The 16,528-nt window shown below is 50.7% G+C and carries 18 protein-coding genes; 9 read left to right on the top strand and 9 right to left on the bottom strand.

From position 1 onward, the window contains the following. Positions 1 to 15: 15 nt before the first annotated feature. Complete coding sequence (gene kdgA, locus E0D98_RS06230) at positions 16 to 657, top strand: bifunctional 4-hydroxy-2-oxoglutarate aldolase/2-dehydro-3-deoxy-phosphogluconate aldolase (RefSeq protein WP_050877016.1); 642 nt, start codon at positions 16 to 18, stop codon at positions 655 to 657. A gap of 55 nt (positions 658 to 712) precedes the next feature. Here the strand turns inward: kdgA and purT are convergent, their stop codons facing one another. After that, positions 713 to 1,891 (bottom strand): formate-dependent phosphoribosylglycinamide formyltransferase, encoded by a 1,179-nt coding sequence (gene purT / locus E0D98_RS06225; protein WP_000173474.1) that lies wholly within the window; start codon positions 1,889 to 1,891, stop codon positions 713 to 715. 133 nt (positions 1,892 to 2,024) lie between these two features. On the opposite strand from purT, the gene yebG reads away from it, so the two are divergent. From yebG to ptrB, 4 genes are all read left to right on the top strand, one after another. Beyond that, positions 2,025 to 2,315 (top strand): DNA damage-inducible protein YebG, encoded by a 291-nt coding sequence (yebG, locus tag E0D98_RS06220; protein WP_000257738.1) that lies wholly within the window; start codon positions 2,025 to 2,027, stop codon positions 2,313 to 2,315. Between the two features lie 66 nt (positions 2,316 to 2,381). Further along, the gene (yebF, locus tag E0D98_RS06215) at positions 2,382 to 2,738 is read left to right on the top strand and encodes a protein YebF (protein WP_001295500.1); all 357 of its coding nucleotides are present in this window, start codon (positions 2,382 to 2,384) and stop codon (positions 2,736 to 2,738) included. Positions 2,739 to 3,064: 326 nt separating this feature from the next. Further along, a complete protein-coding gene (locus E0D98_RS06210; protein WP_000024745.1) occupies positions 3,065 to 3,724 on the top strand; it encodes a tellurite resistance TerB family protein in 660 nt (219 codons plus the stop codon). 208 nt (positions 3,725 to 3,932) lie between these two features. After that, positions 3,933 to 5,993 carry an oligopeptidase B gene (gene ptrB / locus E0D98_RS06205; RefSeq protein WP_000936936.1) on the top strand — a complete coding sequence of 687 codons (2,061 nt, stop codon included), beginning with the start codon at positions 3,933 to 3,935 and terminating at the stop codon, positions 5,991 to 5,993. Here ptrB and exoX read toward each other — a convergent pair. The 3 genes from exoX to holE form a co-directional block, all read right to left on the bottom strand. Continuing rightward, the gene (exoX, locus tag E0D98_RS06200) at positions 5,990 to 6,652 is read right to left on the bottom strand and encodes an exodeoxyribonuclease X (protein WP_000944256.1); all 663 of its coding nucleotides are present in this window, start codon (positions 6,650 to 6,652) and stop codon (positions 5,990 to 5,992) included. The genes ptrB and exoX overlap by 4 nt on opposite strands. 23 nt (positions 6,653 to 6,675) lie before the next feature. After that, positions 6,676 to 7,332: a carbon-nitrogen hydrolase family protein YobB gene (gene yobB, locus E0D98_RS06195; protein WP_131890555.1), complete on the bottom strand. Its 657-nt coding sequence runs from the start codon at positions 7,330 to 7,332 to the stop codon at positions 6,676 to 6,678. Between the two features lie 101 nt (positions 7,333 to 7,433). Next, a complete protein-coding gene (gene holE / locus E0D98_RS06190) occupies positions 7,434 to 7,664 on the bottom strand; it encodes a DNA polymerase III subunit theta (RefSeq protein WP_000916763.1) in 231 nt (76 codons plus the stop codon). Between the two features lie 138 nt (positions 7,665 to 7,802). Between holE and yobA the strand changes: the two genes are divergently transcribed. The 4 genes from yobA to pphA all read left to right on the top strand — a co-directional run bounded on the left by yobA (position 7,803) and on the right by pphA (position 10,459). Further along, a complete protein-coding gene (gene yobA / locus E0D98_RS06185; protein WP_000204699.1) occupies positions 7,803 to 8,177 on the top strand; it encodes a CopC domain-containing protein YobA in 375 nt (124 codons plus the stop codon). A gap of 3 nt (positions 8,178 to 8,180) precedes the next feature. Further along, entirely contained in the window at positions 8,181 to 9,053 is an 873-nt protein-coding gene (gene copD, locus E0D98_RS06180; protein WP_000879282.1) for a copper homeostasis membrane protein CopD, read from the top strand. A gap of 12 nt (positions 9,054 to 9,065) precedes the next feature. Continuing rightward, on the top strand, positions 9,066 to 9,407 hold the full coding sequence (locus tag E0D98_RS06175; RefSeq protein WP_000976472.1) for a YebY family protein: 342 nt from the start codon (positions 9,066 to 9,068) through the stop codon (positions 9,405 to 9,407). Positions 9,408 to 9,802: 395 nt separating this feature from the next. Then, positions 9,803 to 10,459 carry a protein-serine/threonine phosphatase gene (pphA, locus tag E0D98_RS06170; RefSeq protein ID WP_000812724.1) on the top strand — a complete coding sequence of 219 codons (657 nt, stop codon included), beginning with the start codon at positions 9,803 to 9,805 and terminating at the stop codon, positions 10,457 to 10,459. Here pphA and E0D98_RS06165 read toward each other — a convergent pair whose 3' ends face one another. The 5 genes from E0D98_RS06165 to yebS form a co-directional block, all read right to left on the bottom strand. Further along, positions 10,460 to 10,651 carry a YebW family protein gene (locus E0D98_RS06165; protein WP_001296140.1) on the bottom strand — a complete coding sequence of 64 codons (192 nt, stop codon included), beginning with the start codon at positions 10,649 to 10,651 and terminating at the stop codon, positions 10,460 to 10,462. Positions 10,652 to 10,755: 104 nt separating this feature from the next. Continuing rightward, the gene (locus tag E0D98_RS06160) at positions 10,756 to 10,992 is read right to left on the bottom strand and encodes a YebV family protein (RefSeq protein ID WP_001295499.1); all 237 of its coding nucleotides are present in this window, start codon (positions 10,990 to 10,992) and stop codon (positions 10,756 to 10,758) included. A gap of 117 nt (positions 10,993 to 11,109) precedes the next feature. Then, positions 11,110 to 12,549, bottom strand: a complete 1,440-nt coding sequence (rsmF, locus tag E0D98_RS06155; RefSeq protein WP_001307251.1) for a 16S rRNA (cytosine(1407)-C(5))-methyltransferase RsmF — start codon at positions 12,547 to 12,549, stop codon at positions 11,110 to 11,112. A gap of 79 nt (positions 12,550 to 12,628) precedes the next feature. After that, positions 12,629 to 15,262, bottom strand: a complete 2,634-nt coding sequence (yebT, locus tag E0D98_RS06150; RefSeq protein WP_001297532.1) for a lipid-binding membrane homeostasis protein YebT — start codon at positions 15,260 to 15,262, stop codon at positions 12,629 to 12,631. After that, positions 15,231 to 16,514: a membrane integrity lipid transport subunit YebS gene (yebS, locus tag E0D98_RS06145; protein ID WP_001301337.1), complete on the bottom strand. Its 1,284-nt coding sequence runs from the start codon at positions 16,512 to 16,514 to the stop codon at positions 15,231 to 15,233. The genes yebT and yebS overlap by 32 nt, the downstream gene beginning before the upstream one ends. Positions 16,515 to 16,528 lie beyond the last annotated feature (14 nt).

Here is a 16,528-nt window from a genome sequence, read left to right as displayed (position 1 = left end):
CGAGAGAAAACTCTGATGAAAAACTGGAAAACAAGTGCAGAATCAATCCTGACCACCGGCCCGGTTGTACCGGTTATCGTGGTAAAAAAACTGGAACACGCAGTGCCGATGGCAAAAGCGTTGGTTGCTGGTGGGGTGCGCGTTCTGGAAGTGACTCTGCGTACCGAGTGTGCAGTTGACGCTATCCGTGCTATCGCCAAAGAAGTGCCTGAAGCGATTGTGGGTGCCGGTACGGTGCTGAATCCACAGCAGCTGGCAGAAGTCACTGAAGCGGGTGCACAGTTCGCAATTAGCCCGGGTCTGACCGAGTCGCTGCTGAAAGCTGCTACCGAAGGGACTATTCCTCTAATTCCGGGGATCAGCACTGTTTCCGAACTGATGCTGGGTATGGACTACGGTTTGAAAGAGTTCAAATTCTTCCCGGCTGAAGCTAACGGCGGCGTGAAAGCCCTGCAGGCGATCGCGGGTCCGTTCTCCCAGGTCCGTTTCTGCCCGACGGGTGGTATTTCTCCGGCTAACTACCGTGACTACCTGGCGCTGAAAAGCGTGCTGTGCATCGGTGGTTCCTGGCTGGTTCCGGCAGATGCGCTGGAAGCGGGCGATTACGACCGCATTACTAAGCTGGCGCGTGAAGCTGTAGAAGGCGCTAAGCTGTAAAAGTCAAAACGCCCGATCTACGATCGGGCATTTTTGTAGCGTTTTTTTGCCGGGTTTAACCCTGTACTTTTACCTGTCCGGCGGCGTGCTTCGCGCGTTCAATGGCGTCAACAACACTCTCAGCGGTCGCCAGCGCAACACCCAGACGACGGCTGCCATCAATTTCCGGCTTACCAAATAAACGAATCTGCAAATCTGCGCCTACGGCATTCTGCACATTATCAAACGTGACATTCTGACTGGTCAGTTGTGGCAGAATAACGGCAGAAGCTGCAGGACCATACTGACGGATCCCGCCAACAGGAAGTCCGAGGAAGGCACGTACATGCAGGGCAAACTCTGAGAGATCTTGAGAAATTAACGTCACCATCCCGGTATCATGTGGACGAGGGGAGACCTCACTGAAAATCACCTCATCACCACAGACAAACAGCTCGACACCAAACAGACCATAACCGCCCAGTGCCAGCACCACTTTACGGGCAATCTCCTGCGCACGTTCAAGGGCAAGCGGGCTCATTTGCTGTGGTTGCCAGGATTCACGGTAGTCGCCATCTTCCTGGCGATGACCTACTGGTGCACAGAAATGGACGCCATCCACCGCGCTGACGGTTAGCAGGGTAATTTCGAAGTCAAACTTAACGACGCCTTCAACAATTACGCGGCCCGCTCCGGCGCGACCGCCTTGCTGAGCGTATTCCCATGCCTGAGCAAGTTGCTCTGCAGAACGAATAAACGTCTGCCCCTTGCCGGAAGAGCTCATCACCGGTTTTACAATGCAGGGATAGCCAATGGCGGCAACCGCCTCGCGGAAAAGGCTTTCGCTATCGGCAAAACGATAAGTGGAAGTGGGCAGCTGCAGCTCTTCTGCCGCCAGGCGACGGATACCCTCGCGATTCATCGTTAATTTCGTTGCGCGAGCGCAGGGGACAACATTCAGTCCTTCCTCTTCAAGTTGGATCAGCATATCGGTGGCAATAGCTTCGATCTCCGGCACGATATAATGTGGTTTTTCCAGTTCAACCACACGGCGTAATGCATCACCATCAAGCATATTAATGACATGGGAGCGATGCGCGACATGCATGGCTGGTGCGTCGGCATAGCGATCGACGGCAATCACCTCTACGCCGAGACGCTGACACTCGATTGCCACTTCTTTACCCAGTTCACCGGAGCCTAATAACATCACGCGAGTTGCTGCCGGACGCAGCGCAGTGCCTAATAACGTCATAACGAATATCCCCTGATTAATTCCGCGCGCAGTATAAACGAAAACGTTTGCGTGTGTCTTTATTGCTGATGTTGATTTCTCAACCGAAAAGAAATATACTGTATAAAATCACAGTTATTATGAGAGGCTGCAAATGGCGGTTGAAGTTAAATACGTAGTCATTCGTGAGGGCGAAGAGAAAATGTCGTTTACCAGCAAAAAGGAAGCCGATGCTTATGATAAAATGCTTGATACGGCGGATCTGCTTGACACCTGGCTGACAAATTCTCCAGTGCAAATGGAAGACGAGCAACGTGAAGCCCTTTCGCTATGGCTGGCAGAACAAAAAGATGTGCTGAGCACCATTCTGAAAACCGGCAAATTACCGTCCCCACAGGTCGTCGGTGCTGAATCCGAAGAGGAAGATGCCTCACACGCGGCCTGAAGCAACTTGCGCTCCTGACAATTTGTACCATGCTTTCTCCTGAATCATTGTGCTATGGAGAAAAACATGAAAAAAAGAGGGGCGTTTTTAGGGCTGTTGTTGGTTTCTGCCTGCGCATCAGTTTTCGCTGCCAATAATGAAACCAGCAAGTCGGTCACTTTCCCAAAGTGTGAAGGTCTGGATGCTGCCGGAATTGCCGCGAGCGTAAAACGTGATTATCAACAAAATCGCGTGGCGCGCTGGGCAGATGATCAAAAAATTGTCGGTCAGGCCGATCCCGTGGCTTGGGTCAGTTTGCAGGACATTCAGGGTAAAGATGATAAATGGTCAGTACCGCTAACCGTGCGTGGTAAAAGTGCCGATATTCATTACCAGGTCAGCGTGGACTGCAAAGCGGGAATGGCGGAATATCAGCGGCGTTAATGGCTTCTGATAATTCGATTGACCGTTGGCGGATGCGGCGCGAGTGCCTTGTCCGCCCCAGAACGCACCACAATCGTAGGCCTGAGAAGACGCAACAGCGTCGCATCGGGCAATCAGCATCAAACAATGCCACTCAAAACGACAAACTACTTTCACCTAAAATACCCTTATCACCTGATATACAGTAAATACCTTACCTGGCGCGAATTTCTTTGAATAACGGCCTACCGCCCCGCTTATTTGCGCATCTTTTGTCTCGATATACATTTTCTGACATCCTCATCCGCTATGCTACAGGCACTAAAAATGGTTATTGAGGAGCAAATATGGCTAACTGGTTAAATCAACTGCAATCCCTGCTTGGGCAAAGCAGTTCTTCTACCTCCTCGTCTGCGGATCAGGGATTGGGCAAACTGTTAGTGCCAGGCGCATTAGGCGGACTGGCTGGGCTGCTGGTCGCAAATAAATCAGCACGTAAACTTCTTACGAAATATGGCACCAACGCGTTACTGGTTGGCGGCGGAGCGGTAGCGGGTACGGTGCTGTGGAATAAATACAAAGATAAAATTCGCGCGGCGCATCAGGACGAACCGCAGTTTGGCGCGCAAAGTACGCCGCTGGATGAGCGTACAGAACGTTTGATCCTTGCGCTGGTCTTTGCCGCTAAAAGTGATGGTCATATTGATGCCAAAGAACGTGCGGCAATCGACCAGCAATTGCGTGAAGCCGGCGTGGAAGAGCAGGGGCGTGTACTCATTGAGCAGGCAATCGAACAACCGCTGGATCCACAACGCCTGGCTACCGGGGTCCGCAATGAAGAAGAGGCGCTGGAAATCTATTTCCTGAGTTGCGCGGCTATTGATATTGACCATTTTATGGAACGCAGTTACCTGAATGCACTGGGTGACGCGCTGAAAATCCCCCAGGATGTTCGTGACGGCATTGAACGCGATCTCGAACAGCAAAAACGCACTTTGGCGGAATAATTCCGCTCTCTGGATAGCCTGAAGTTGACTATTTCGGGCTATCCAGAATCGCACAGCCATTTGAACAGGCTGATTTTCTCTGTCTGCATAACATTCGATATCCGCGCCATTACCTGTCATCATCTAAGCAATGACTCCCCTGTTTCGCTTGCATCCCCGGTGAGTTTTGCCACCCTTATAAGATGTTTCAACCAGAAAGAACAATAACATGCTACCAAAAGCCGCCCGCATTCCCCACGCCATGACGCTTCATGGCGATACGCGCATCGATAATTACTACTGGCTGCGGGACGATACGCGTTCTCAGCCAGAAGTCCTGGACTACCTGCAACAAGAAAATAGTTACGGTCATCGGGTGATGGCCTCACAACAAGCCTTGCAGGATCGCATCTTAAAGGAAATCATCGACCGCATTCCGCAACGAGAAGTTTCTGCGCCCTACATCAAAAATGGCTACCGCTATCGGCATATTTATGAACCAGGCTGTGAATATGCTATCTACCAGCGTCAATCGGCATTCAGTGAAGAGTGGGATGAGTGGGAAACATTGCTCGATGCCAATAAGCGCGCAGCTCATAGTGAGTTTTATTCGATGGGCGGAATGGCGATTACGCCCGATAACACCATTATGGCGCTGGCAGAAGATTTTCTTTCCCGACGCCAGTACGGCATTCGTTTTCGTAATCTGGAAACTGGTAACTGGTACCCGGAACTGCTGGATAACGTTGAACCCAGCTTTGTCTGGGCAAATGACTCCTGGACTTTCTACTATGTTCGCAAGCATCCGGTGACGCTGCTGCCTTATCAGGTCTGGCGTCACGCCATCGGTACGCCAGCATCGCAAGATAAACTGATCTACGAAGAAAAAGACGATACCTATTACGTCAGCCTGCATAAAACGACCTCGAAGCACTATGTAGTCATTCATTTGGCCAGCGCCACCACCAGTGAAGTTCGCCTGCTGGACGCGGAAATGGCCGATGCCGAGCCGTTTGTTTTTCTGCCGCGCCGCAAAGATCACGAATACAGCCTTGATCACTACCAGCATCGGTTTTATCTGCGTTCCAACCGCCATGGCAAAAACTTTGGCTTATACCGTACCCGCCTGCGTGATGAGCAACAGTGGGAAGAGTTAATTCCGCCACGCGATAACATTATGCTGGAAGGGTTTACGCTGTTTACCGACTGGCTGGTGGTTGAAGAGCGTCAGCGCGGGTTAACCAGTTTGCGCCAAATTAACCGCAAGACCCGGGAAGTCATTGGTATTGCCTTTGATGATCCGGCCTATGTGACCTGGATTGCCTACAATCCAGAACCTGAAACCGCGCGATTGCGTTATGGTTATTCTTCCATGACCACACCAGATACTTTGTTTGAACTGGATATGGATACCGGTGAGCGTCGTGTATTAAAACAAACGGAAGTTCCTGGTTTTGATGCGGCGAATTACCGCAGTGAACACCTGTGGATAGTCGCCCGTGATGGCGTCGAAGTTCCGGTTTCGTTGGTCTACCATCGCAAACATTTTCGCAAAGGACACAACCCGTTGCTGGTGTATGGCTATGGTTCTTACGGCGCAAGTATTGATGCCGATTTCAGTTTTAGCCGCTTGAGTTTGTTAGATCGTGGCTTTGTCTACGCCATTGTCCATGTTCGCGGCGGTGGTGAGCTGGGGCAACAATGGTACGAAGACGGAAAATTTCTGAAAAAGAAAAATACGTTTAATGATTATCTTGATGCCTGCGATGCATTGTTAAAACTGGGCTATGGCTCTCCTTCGCTTTGTTATGCGATGGGCGGGAGTGCGGGGGGCATGTTGATGGGCGTTGCAATTAATCAACGCCCGGAATTATTCCACGGCGTTATCGCCCAGGTACCGTTTGTTGATGTTGTAACAACGATGCTTGATGAATCAATTCCTCTTACCACTGGTGAGTTTGAAGAGTGGGGGAATCCGCAGGATCCGCAATATTACGAGTACATGAAAAGCTACAGCCCATATGACAACGTCACCGCACAGGCTTATCCGCATTTACTGGTAACGACCGGTTTGCACGATTCTCAGGTGCAATATTGGGAACCGGCAAAATGGGTCGCTAAATTGCGCGAGCTGAAAACCGATGACCATCTTTTATTGCTCTGTACCGACATGGACTCAGGCCATGGCGGTAAATCTGGTCGCTTTAAATCGTACGAAGGCGTAGCGATGGAATATGCTTTTCTGGTCGCGCTGGCGCAGGGAACATTACCCGCTACGCCTGCGGACTAAGTATTTTCCAGATAATGTTTCAGTGTTAAACGCAGCTCCGGGCTCATGCTGTCCAGGTTATTAAATAACCAGCGCAGATAGCCCGGATCGCGTTCGGCAACGTCGGAAACCGCTTTGCCACGGTATTTGCCAAAGGTGAAGGTCGTCATCAACGACGGACGTCCGGTGATATCGGCCATCTGTTCTGCCGTCCAGCCGGAGGTGTTCATAATATCGATAAGCAACGCGGCGGTGATATAACAGTCATACAACGCGCGGTGATGATGCAGGCCCGGCGGCGTCTGTACATTGAGCTTGCGTGTTTTATATAACGCCATATTGCTGTACTTGATCCCAGGCCACAAACGACGGGCCAGTTTCATAGTGCAAATCCACTCACCGGGCATCTCAGGCAGTACGCGGCGGTCAAAGCTGGCGTTATGCGCGACATACCATTCACTACCGTAATAGTGTGGGATCACATCTTCAATCCACGGTTTATCGGCGACCATGGCTTCGGTGATGCGATGAATCGCCATCGCTTGTGGACTAATAGGACGATCGGGGCGCACCAGGTGGCTCATGGGGTTGACGATTTTTCCGTCAATGACATCAACAGAGGCAATCTCAACGATCCCTCCCTGCAAACCGCAGGTTTCTGTATCGATAATGCGCAACATGGCATGCTCCAGGCCGAAAAAGCCTAGCGTAATGGAATGATATCGCCTTGCCAACCCTGTGATGAACGCTGACCGACTAACAATAATGAACCACGATCGGCGCGAACGATGAGACGACCATATTCATCCCATAGTGCACTGTTACCACGGGCATTTGCCATCAGCACGGCAATCGAGTACTGATGTGAAAAAAATTGTAAGCGACGGGCCGACGCCAGCAGGTCGGGTTCTCCCAGACATTGCCCTGTAGTAAACAGTGAACAGGTCGGGTCCATATCCATACCTTCCGGTTGTTCATCGACCACCGTGATGGTTCTGGAACGACGACCCAGACATGCACCATGACTCTGATGGTAGATCCCAGGCGTTTTTCGCCACGGTGCGAACACCGCAATTCCACGAATAAAGCGATCGTTATATTCAACGGGAAGGCCGGCAATGATGGTCATTCGCCAGGTCGTTGCGGCATAACAAAGCGGGTCTAACAGTGAGAGATCGGGTGGGGCAGGAAGGGCACGTCGCGAATAATCACACCCCAGTAAAGAAAGCGATGGAAAAACTAACAGCTGACATTGTTGCCTGGCGGCGGCCCTCACAAACTCCAGATGATGAACTACCTGTTCGGTGAGTGAGGTTTTACGAGGCTCATATTGCGCTGCTGCAACTTTCCAGAACGACATAATGACTTCCTTTTCAAAATGACTGCAAATTATGGGTGCGGTTTAGAAAATACTCATAATTTAGCAGGCGTTATGTAAGAAAGTGTAACTCTGTATAAGTTTTATTTAAGTTTGGGCTCGTAAGGTAAACGTGACAGATTGACCGAAGCCAAACGGTGGGCAATAAGCCGCTCGCGAAACCAGCTGCGCAAATGTTCAGGCTGTTCACGTTCAACCGCTTCAGCGATCACCGGCATATTGTAGCGTTCTTTAAATGCCACCCCGGCCGCCGCCAAATCGACATTCACTTTATCCATTTCTGTTTGATCCAGTTTAGCCAGATTCTTCAGCATTCTTAATCTCCTCATCATTCGCGGGCAAAAGTTACTAAGAGTGAGCCAGGATGGCAAGCCGGAATTGATGATCCTCGACTCAGACATTAGACAAGGTTATGCTCTGTAAAAAAGTTATTACAAAAAGGAATAGATAATATGACTTCAACTGCACGCTCCCTTCGCTACGCGCTGGCAATCCTGACCACTTCGTTGGTGACACCTTCCGTCTGGGCACATGCGCATTTAACGCATCAGTATCCTGCGGCAAACGCGCAAGTGACAGCTGCACCGCAGGCAATCACTTTAAACTTCTCGGAAGGTGTTGAAACAGGATTCAGTGGTGCAAAAATCACGGGGCCAAAAAACGAAAATATTAAAACATTACCGGCGAAGCGAAATGAGCAGGACCAAAAGCAACTGATTGTTCCACTGGCCGATTCGCTGAAACCCGGAACCTACATCGTTGACTGGCATGTTGTTTCGGTGGACGGGCATAAAACGAAAGGACACTACACCTTTAGCGTGAAATAAATCATGCTGGCGTTTACCTGGATCGCGCTGCGATTTATCCATTTCACCTCGCTGATGCTGGTCTTTGGCTTCGCAATGTACGGTGCCTGGCTGGCCCCCTTAACGATTCGTCGCTTGCTGGCGAAGCGTTTTCTGCGTTTACAACAGCACGCTGCCGTCTGGAGTTTGATCAGTGCCACTGCAATGCTCGCCGTTCAGGGCGGGTTGATGGGAACGGGATGGGCAGATGTATTTTCGCCAAACATTTGGCAGGCTGTTTTGCAAACGCAGTTTGGTGGCGTCTGGTTATGGCAAATTGTTCTCGCCCTCGTAACGTTGATCGTCGCCCTTATGCAACCGCGGAATATGCCACGTTTGCTGTTTATGCTCACTACCGCGCAATTTATTCTGCTGGCGGGAATCGGGCATGCGACGCTGAATGAAGGGGTAACGGCGAAAATCCATCAGACTAATCACGCGATTCACCTGATTTGTGCGGCGGCGTGGTTTGGGGGATTACTGCCGGTGCTCTGGTGTATGCAACTCATCAAAGGCCGTTGGCGACACCAGGCTATTCAGGCGCTGATGCGTTTTTCCTGGTGCGGGCATTTTGCGGTGATCGGCGTACTGGCAAGCGGCGTGCTTAATGCATTGTTGATTACCGGATTTCCCCCCACGCTAACGACTTACTGGGGCCAACTCTTATTGCTCAAAGCCATCCTGGTGATGATTATGGTGGTCATTGCGCTGGCTAATCGTTATGTTCTTGTACCGCGCATGAGGCAGGATGAAGATCGTGCGGCACCCTGGTTTGTGTGGATGACTAAACTCGAATGGGCGATAGGTGCGGTAGTGCTGGTGATCATCAGCCTGCTTGCGACTCTCGAACCTTTTTGATGGATTACGAAAATGATGAAAAAAAGTATTCTGGCGTTTCTGTTACTCACCAGTTCTGCAGCGGCGCTGGCTGCACCGCAGGTGATTACCGTCAGCCGTTTTGAAGTGGGTAAAGACAAATGGGCGTTTAATCGCGAAGAGGTGATGCTGACTTGCCGACCGGGTAATGCTTTGTATGTCATCAACCCAAGTACCCTCGTGCAGTATCCTTTAAACGATATCGCACAAAAGGAAGTTGCCAGTGGGAAGACTAAAGCCCAACCCATTTCGGTGATTCAGATTGATGATCCTAACAATCCCGGCGAAAAAATGAGTCTGGCACCGTTTATAGAACGAGCTGAAAAACTCTGTTAATTACCTAAAATAGCCTTTTGATTTCCAATAAAAAAACCGCCTCAGTTCTTTCACCAGAACGGGCGGTTTTTAACATTTCAGCTGATGACCACCACGCTTTTTATTGACCATTTTGCACGCAAACTGGAAAACCTGGCGTCGTCATCTATTCTTAAAGGGCAAGGCAACTAAGCCTGCATTAATGCCAACTTTTAGCGCACGGCTCTCTCCCAAGAGCCATTTCCCTGGACCGAATACAGGAATCGTGTTCGGTCTCTTTTTATCTGTTAAAAGCCAGAAGCATTTCCTTCGCTGACTTTATAGTCAACCATAACACACACTCTACTGTCTGAGTCCAGCGTTTTTTAACATTCTTGTTAAGATTATGTGATCTTTAGCGCGGGAGGAAAATATTGATGAAACAGCCTGCGCCCGTTTATCAGAGAATTGCGGGTCATCAATGGCGACATATCTGGCTTTCTGGCGATATACACGGTTGTCTTGAGCAGTTGCGCCGCAAATTATGGCATTGTCGTTTTGATCCGTGGCGAGATTTACTTATCTCAGTAGGAGACGTTATCGATCGTGGGCCGCAAAGTTTACGTTGTCTGCAGTTACTGGAACAACATTGGGTTTGTGCGGTAAGAGGCAATCATGAACAGATGGCGATGGATGCGCTGGCATCCCAGCAGATGTCTTTGTGGTTGATGAATGGCGGCGACTGGTTTATTGCGCTGGCAGATAATCAACAGAAACAAGCGAAAACGGCGCTGGAAAAATGTCAGCATTTGCCCTTTATTCTTGAAGTACACAGTCGTACCGGCAAACATGTTATTGCTCATGCCGATTATCCAGATGATGTTTATGAATGGCAAAAGGACGTTGATTTGCATCAGGTCTTGTGGAGCCGCTCGCGATTAGGTGAACGCCAAAAAGGGCAGGGAATTACAGGTGCTGATCATTTCTGGTTTGGTCATACACCGTTGCGACATCGCGTGGATATTGGCAACCTGCATTATATTGATACCGGTGCTGTCTTTGGGGGCGAACTGACTCTTGTGCAATTGCAATAATTAAAAATCACCATACTCCTGTGCTGGTCGCCAGAAACCATCTATAAAATCCTCAATCGGAAAACAACCGCCATGGCGGATCCGTTGATCGCTCATAGAATAAAGACACTGCTGTTCCGTGTTGTAGACATCCACAACAATATCTTCACAACCGCCATCCAGGTAGCAAACAAAAAGTACCAGCGCGAACATTTCATCCCCGAAGTGTGGTGCCGTACCGTTAAGTTTAGGAGAGATTTTACAACGGGGGAATAACCAGGACAAATAACCCGCCATGCCGACGGGTTCTTTTTGGATCAGGCAAGACGCATAATCCAGGCATCAGATTGTTGATCGTAACGGGTACGGTAAAGGACAGAGTGTTCGCCATTTAGCAGGGCAGGGATACTGGTTTCAGCATCCCAGGCATCCAGTTGCATACATAAATCGGGGTCAGATTTACAAGGAATGGTTAACGTTCGATCACCTGGCGATTCACCGTGTAATTCGCCGTCGTCGATTTCAAAAGCGCCTATGCGCACACTGGTTTTCATCTTCGTGCTCTCCATTTAGCTGCCGATTGTGGTACGACCAGTCCGATCGCACCATTTTTCAGCCTAGTTGAGGCAGCCGAATGTGCCAGTCAAAAAGTGCGCTTTTTTTGTGCGCTGTCAGGCGTTACCGGTAAAAAGTTTCCCATCGCGCACCAGTTCACGCGGATAGCTGTTTTTCAATCGCGAACCAATCCGTTTGGCTAAACCAATCGGTTGATGCTGGAAAGTAACCAATACATCATCCGCCACTGGCGCGGCTTGCGGGTAAACATCGCGCCCGCGATACCACTCCTCCGCTTCCTGCGGTGTCAGCTCGAATGCATTCATATTATCGGGTGAGGCAAGAGCAATAACCGCTTCATGCTGCCAGCGATAACCTTTGTTGTGCGTCTCGGCAAGTTTAATCCCCAACCGAGAAAATCGGACTTTACCGATCAGGGCTTCAATGCCCACCGGGAACAACCACAGTTCTTTGTCACGCTGCCAGAGGCGCAGGTTTTCATCCCAGTTTAAGCCAACACCTGCAGCCGCCTGACGAATTTGTCCAGCTTCGCGATCTTTCACCGGGCTGAACGGGAAATTGCCCACTTTGTATTTGGGGGCGGGTAAGGCGGGAATCGCCTGAGTTTTACGCAGACGAGCAACGAAGAAGCCTTCGCAGTCGTAAATTTGTGGGAAAACATGCAAAAAGCCTTCTTCGGTCAGCGCTTTGTTTGCACCAGGGAAGAGATCGCCAAGTGGTAAAAACTCTACTGCGTCGGGGTAAGTCTCTTTCAGCCACAGGCAAACGGCTTCGTTTTCTTCCTGGTTTAAGGTACAGGTCGAGTAAACCAGCGTACCACCAGGACGTAATGCATGAAAGGCGCTGTCGATAAGCTCCCGTTGTGTAGCTGCGATTTCCTGATTGCTTTCTGGTGACCAGTTTTTTAGCGCATCGGGATCTTTACGCACCACGCCTTCGCCAGAGCAGGGAGCGTCCAGCAAAATGGCATCGAACATTTCTGGCACTGCCGCACCAAACACGCGGCCATCAAAATGTGTGAGCGCAACATTACTGATGCCACAGCGGCTGATATTGGCATGTAACACTTTTACCCGACTGGCGGAAAACTCATTGGCAAGGATTGCCCCTTCGTTATTCATCCGCGCGGCAATTTGCGTCGTTTTGGAGCCTGGCGCAGCTGCGACATCCATCACCCGCTGTGGTGCATTATCGTCAGCAAACAAGGCGGCAACGGGCAACATTGAACTGGCTTCCTGAATATAAAACAGGCCGCTTAAATGCTCGGCGGTACTACCCAATGGCAATGCATCTTCATTGTCGCGTTCAATCCAGAAACCTTCTTCACACCACGGAATTGGCGTAAGCGTCCAGCCATAAGGAGCGGTTAATTGCAGGAAATCAGCAACGGAGATTTTCAGCGTATTAACGCGAATGCTGCGGCGCAACGGGCGCTGACAGGCGGCAAGAAAATCATCAAATGAGAGCGTCGAAGGCATCGCTTCGCGCATTTGTGTCAGAAAGGCGTCCGGGAAATAAACGGTGTGTTGGGCCACGAGCATGTACCACTGGCAAAAAAACAGGCGCGCAGTTTAGCATAAACGCTCCGGCGCAGGCACGCCGGAGCAGTGGGCATTATTTGGGAAGCGCAGTTCCCCATTCACGCCACTCTTTCGGTTCACTTTCCTGCAACAGGAAGTGTTTGCCTTCCTGGGCTTTCGGTGCCAGTGGCGTACCCGGAGGCGTGGCGAAGGCGATGCCGCCACGGATAAACTGGTTAAAGGTGCCGGTTTTCACTACGCCGCCCGTCAGACCAAAGTCCAGACTGTAACCCGATGCCAACCAGAAGACGGAATTGTTACGCACCAGGTGTTGATAGCGTTTACTGATGCGCATCGCAATCATCACGCGATCTGACAATGTCCCCAGCGTCATTCCTGTAACCGTACCGACTTCCAGACCACGGAACAGCACAGGCGTACCAATACCTAACGAACCGGCTTCCGGCGCTTCAACAATAATGCTTAAGCCATCCAGGTAACGCGAATCAGTAATGGTGGCCTCTTGTAATTCAAAGTCGCGGCGAGGATTGCCCCGGCCTGGTTCGACGTTGATATACGGCTGGAGGATAGTATCAAGATGCTCAACGCCCGCGGCTGAAATTTGCGGTGTGACCACTGAGAAGCGCGTACCACCGCGAGCAAAGGTCTGGACATATTCCGGATAGAGCACCGCCTTTGCCTGTACTTCATTGCGCGCGGTAATCAGATCCAGCGTCTGGATTTGCCCGATATCAATACCGAGATAGCGAATTGGCATCCCGACCGCCAGTTTTCCGGCATCGAAAGCGTGAAGCGTAATCTGCCCACCAACCGCACGGGCCGCTGTTTCGGAAGCATACAGAATACGTTTGTCGCCTTTACGCTGACTGGCGCTGGCACCACTGAGGTTATCGAAGCTAATAGCCCCTTTTAATGCTCTGGAGAGCGGGGATGCCTGTACGGTCAGGCCACTACCATTCAGCTGAACTTTCGCCCCGCCTTCTGCCCAGAACACGCTATTGCTGGTCAGAAGGTTGCGATACTCCGGCTTAATATGCAGATCGATATCAAACGCGTTAGCTCGCGGACGCACGGTAATAACTTCACCAACTTCAAATTTACGGTACAGCACTACCGATCCTGCCTGCACATCCGGCAGCGTCTCTGCACTCAAACTCACGGTTGTGGTGGGTAAATCGCTAAGGCTGTTCTCCAGCGCTTTTTCCAGATTGGCATACAGTGGATAGCTGGCTTTCATCTCGCCTTTATCGCCCGGCAGAATACGTATCCCGCCGTTAATCCATTCTGAGGCGCTGGCACCGAGAAACTCAACGCCATCCAGCCCCACCTTCACGTCGACACGGCTGTTGACGACAAATTTGCTATCGCCTTTTACCAGTTCTCGATGCTGAGGCTCGATGGCGACGGTAAAGGTGACGCCTTTGCTGGTGAGTTTACGATCGATAACCTGGCCTACCTGCACGCCGTGAAGAATGAGCGGCTGACCAGCATCAATACCGTAACTTTCCGGCGCGGTCAGGGTCAGCGTCAGAACATCAGGTTCATGCAGCAGTGCTTTTTCGCCTGGCACAACAACGAACTCTTTGCGTGGCTCGCCATCGCCGGGTACCAACTCGAAGGTTTTGCCAGTCAGCAGGGCGCTGAGATTGGCATCGCTAAGGGATAATTTCGGATTACGTAATTCGATGCGGGTATTTTCACGAAGCAGGGTAACGACGCTGGGATCAACTGTCATTTCCCCAGTGACTTTACCACCAGGATTTAAATCCAGTTTAGTTAGCTGTCCGACTTCCAGTCCCTGATACATTAATGGCGTCGAGTCGGCGGTTAATCCTGCCCCACTCGGCAGTTCCAGTTTTATTATTACGCCACGCTGGCTGTGGGCCAGATCTTCATACAGACCAAAGGTATCTTCCGCCTCGGCAGGTTTCGACTCTTCAGGTGAATCGAAGGCAATCGCACCGTTAACCAGTGCCGCCAGACTTTCCAGTTTCACCTTCGCGCCACTGATACTGACATTGGCATCAACGCCGGAAACGTTCCAGAAACGGCTACCTTTTTTCACCAGATCGGTAAAACGCCGCTCGATCAGGACATCAATCACCACGCCTTGCTTGTTGGGATTGATGGCATAGTCGTAGACTTTTCCCACAGGGATCTTGCGGAAATAGACCAATGAACCGCTGTTCAGCGAACCGAGATCGGGGGCTTGCAGGTGGATCATCAGATCGCCATTGTCCAGTCGATATTTCGGTTGGGTATCGAGTGCGACAAAGTGATCCTGCTCTTTACCTTTACCTGGCATCATGCCGATATAGTTACCACCGACGAGGGCGTCCAGCCCGGAGACACCTGCCAACGATGCTTTTGGCGTCACCAGCCAGAACTGAGTCTCTTCGCGCAGCGCATCTTTCATATCGGACTTGATGCTGACCTTGACTTCAATCTTACGAAGATCGTCGCTGAGGCTGATATCCTGCACTGTTCCGACTTCAACGCCCTGATAACGAACAGGCGTACGGCCCGGGACAATACCATCCGCCGACATAAAGTCGATGGTGACGGTATTACCCCGGTCCTGATAACTGTCCCAAATCAGCCAACCGGCAATCATTAGCGCGATGAACGGCAGCAGCCAGAAAGGTGAGATACGGCGTTTATTTTTAATCTGCGCTTCAGTCGTCGAAGCGGGCGTTTCCTGACTCATGTGCATCCCAAAGTAAGCGGCTGTCCAGCCATTCCACAGCAAGAATAGTCAAAATTACCGCTGCGCCGAAATAAAACGCAGCCGGTCCCATAGTAAAAGCGAGGATCTGATCGCGATTAATCAGCGACATGGTTAAAGATATGACAAACAGGTCGAGCATCGACCAGCGACCAATCCAGGTCACCATCCGCAGTAACAGAATGCGTGTGCGTAAACCTTGCTGGCATTTAAAATGAATGCTCAACAGTAAAGTGAACATGACGATCACTTTAGTAAACGGTACCAGAATACTGGCGATAAACACGATTCCCGCAACCGCAATGTTGCTACTTGCCAGCGACATAATTCCGGAAAGAATTGTATCTTCCTGCCGTCCTCCGTTCAGATAAATGATAGAAATAGGCAACAGGTTGGCAGGTAACAACAAAACGATTGACGCTAACAGCGCCGCCCAGCATTTTTGCAAACTATGACGGCGACGCAGGCGTAGCGGGATATGGCAACGCGGGCAGCGACCACGCTGATCAGGATAGCCGGTAAAATGGCACCCAAGACAGACACGAAGTTTCTCGTCCCTACGCGTAGCGGGGCGCTGCGGATAAAATCGCTCCCACAGCTCCTCGACATTAAGATGTGACAACGTCACCGTCGTTAAAATCACCAACGCCACAAAAGAGAACAAGCCGACACCCGCCTGGATATGGGCATAATCCTGTACCTTTATAGAAGCAACGCCAATGCCGACCAGGTAGATATCCAGCATTACCCACTCTTTAAGTCGCTCAAGCATCAGCAGTACCGGACGTAAATTCATTCCCAGTCGGTTACCAAACCATAAATATGCTATGGAGGACACCAGAATGAGGGGGGCACCAATAACGCAGAAAAAGACCATCGCCCCCGTTATCGTATCGCCCTGTTTGGTCATTTGCCAGATGCCTTGCATGACGTTGGCGTCGATACGAATACCTAACAGCCAGATATGCAACAGCGGTTCGCCCCAGGCAAACGGCATCAGCAACAGCATGGTGAAAGCCATTGCCGCCAGGCGCGTTAGCGACCAGTCGCGCCCGTCGCGAATTTTTGCCTGACAGCGCGGACAATAGGCACTCTGATGAGAATTTATCTCGGGCAGGCTAAACAGCATGTCGCATTGCGGGCAACGTTGGTAATCACCACGCGGCAGTTCCTCGCCGATTGACCTCACTGTTATCTTTTTTGTCGGCGTAATTTGTGGTGTGTTAAGAGCCATGACGTGCCAAATGT

Origin of the sequence: Escherichia sp. KCJ4928, assembly GCF_004352695.1 — a bacterium.
In the GTDB taxonomy this organism is placed as follows: Bacteria; Pseudomonadota; Gammaproteobacteria; order Enterobacterales; family Enterobacteriaceae; genus ECMA0423.
Note: the sequence above shows the minus strand (reverse complement) of the source record. Positions and strands in the feature narration are given on the sequence as shown.

Coding starts and splice junctions, on each gene's coding strand:
- kdgA (WP_050877016.1), top strand. CDS start 16: ATGAAAAACTGGAAAACAAGTGCAGAATCAATCCTGACCACCGGCCCG.
- purT (WP_000173474.1), bottom strand. CDS start 1,891: ATGACGTTATTAGGCACTGCGCTGCGTCCGGCAGCAACTCGCGTGATG.
- yebG (WP_000257738.1), top strand. CDS start 2,025: ATGGCGGTTGAAGTTAAATACGTAGTCATTCGTGAGGGCGAAGAGAAA.
- yebF (WP_001295500.1), top strand. CDS start 2,382: ATGAAAAAAAGAGGGGCGTTTTTAGGGCTGTTGTTGGTTTCTGCCTGC.
- E0D98_RS06210 (WP_000024745.1), top strand. CDS start 3,065: ATGGCTAACTGGTTAAATCAACTGCAATCCCTGCTTGGGCAAAGCAGT.
- ptrB (WP_000936936.1), top strand. CDS start 3,933: ATGCTACCAAAAGCCGCCCGCATTCCCCACGCCATGACGCTTCATGGC.
- exoX (WP_000944256.1), bottom strand. CDS start 6,652: ATGTTGCGCATTATCGATACAGAAACCTGCGGTTTGCAGGGAGGGATC.
- yobB (WP_131890555.1), bottom strand. CDS start 7,332: ATGTCGTTCTGGAAAGTTGCAGCAGCGCAATATGAGCCTCGTAAAACC.
- holE (WP_000916763.1), bottom strand. CDS start 7,664: ATGCTGAAGAATCTGGCTAAACTGGATCAAACAGAAATGGATAAAGTG.
- yobA (WP_000204699.1), top strand. CDS start 7,803: ATGACTTCAACTGCACGCTCCCTTCGCTACGCGCTGGCAATCCTGACC.
- copD (WP_000879282.1), top strand. CDS start 8,181: ATGCTGGCGTTTACCTGGATCGCGCTGCGATTTATCCATTTCACCTCG.
- E0D98_RS06175 (WP_000976472.1), top strand. CDS start 9,066: ATGATGAAAAAAAGTATTCTGGCGTTTCTGTTACTCACCAGTTCTGCA.
- pphA (WP_000812724.1), top strand. CDS start 9,803: ATGAAACAGCCTGCGCCCGTTTATCAGAGAATTGCGGGTCATCAATGG.
- E0D98_RS06165 (WP_001296140.1), bottom strand. CDS start 10,651: ATGTTCGCGCTGGTACTTTTTGTTTGCTACCTGGATGGCGGTTGTGAA.
- E0D98_RS06160 (WP_001295499.1), bottom strand. CDS start 10,992: ATGAAAACCAGTGTGCGCATAGGCGCTTTTGAAATCGACGACGGCGAA.
- yebT (WP_001297532.1), bottom strand. CDS start 15,262: ATGAGTCAGGAAACGCCCGCTTCGACGACTGAAGCGCAGATTAAAAAT.
- yebS (WP_001301337.1), bottom strand. CDS start 16,514: ATGGCTCTTAACACACCACAAATTACGCCGACAAAAAAGATAACAGTG.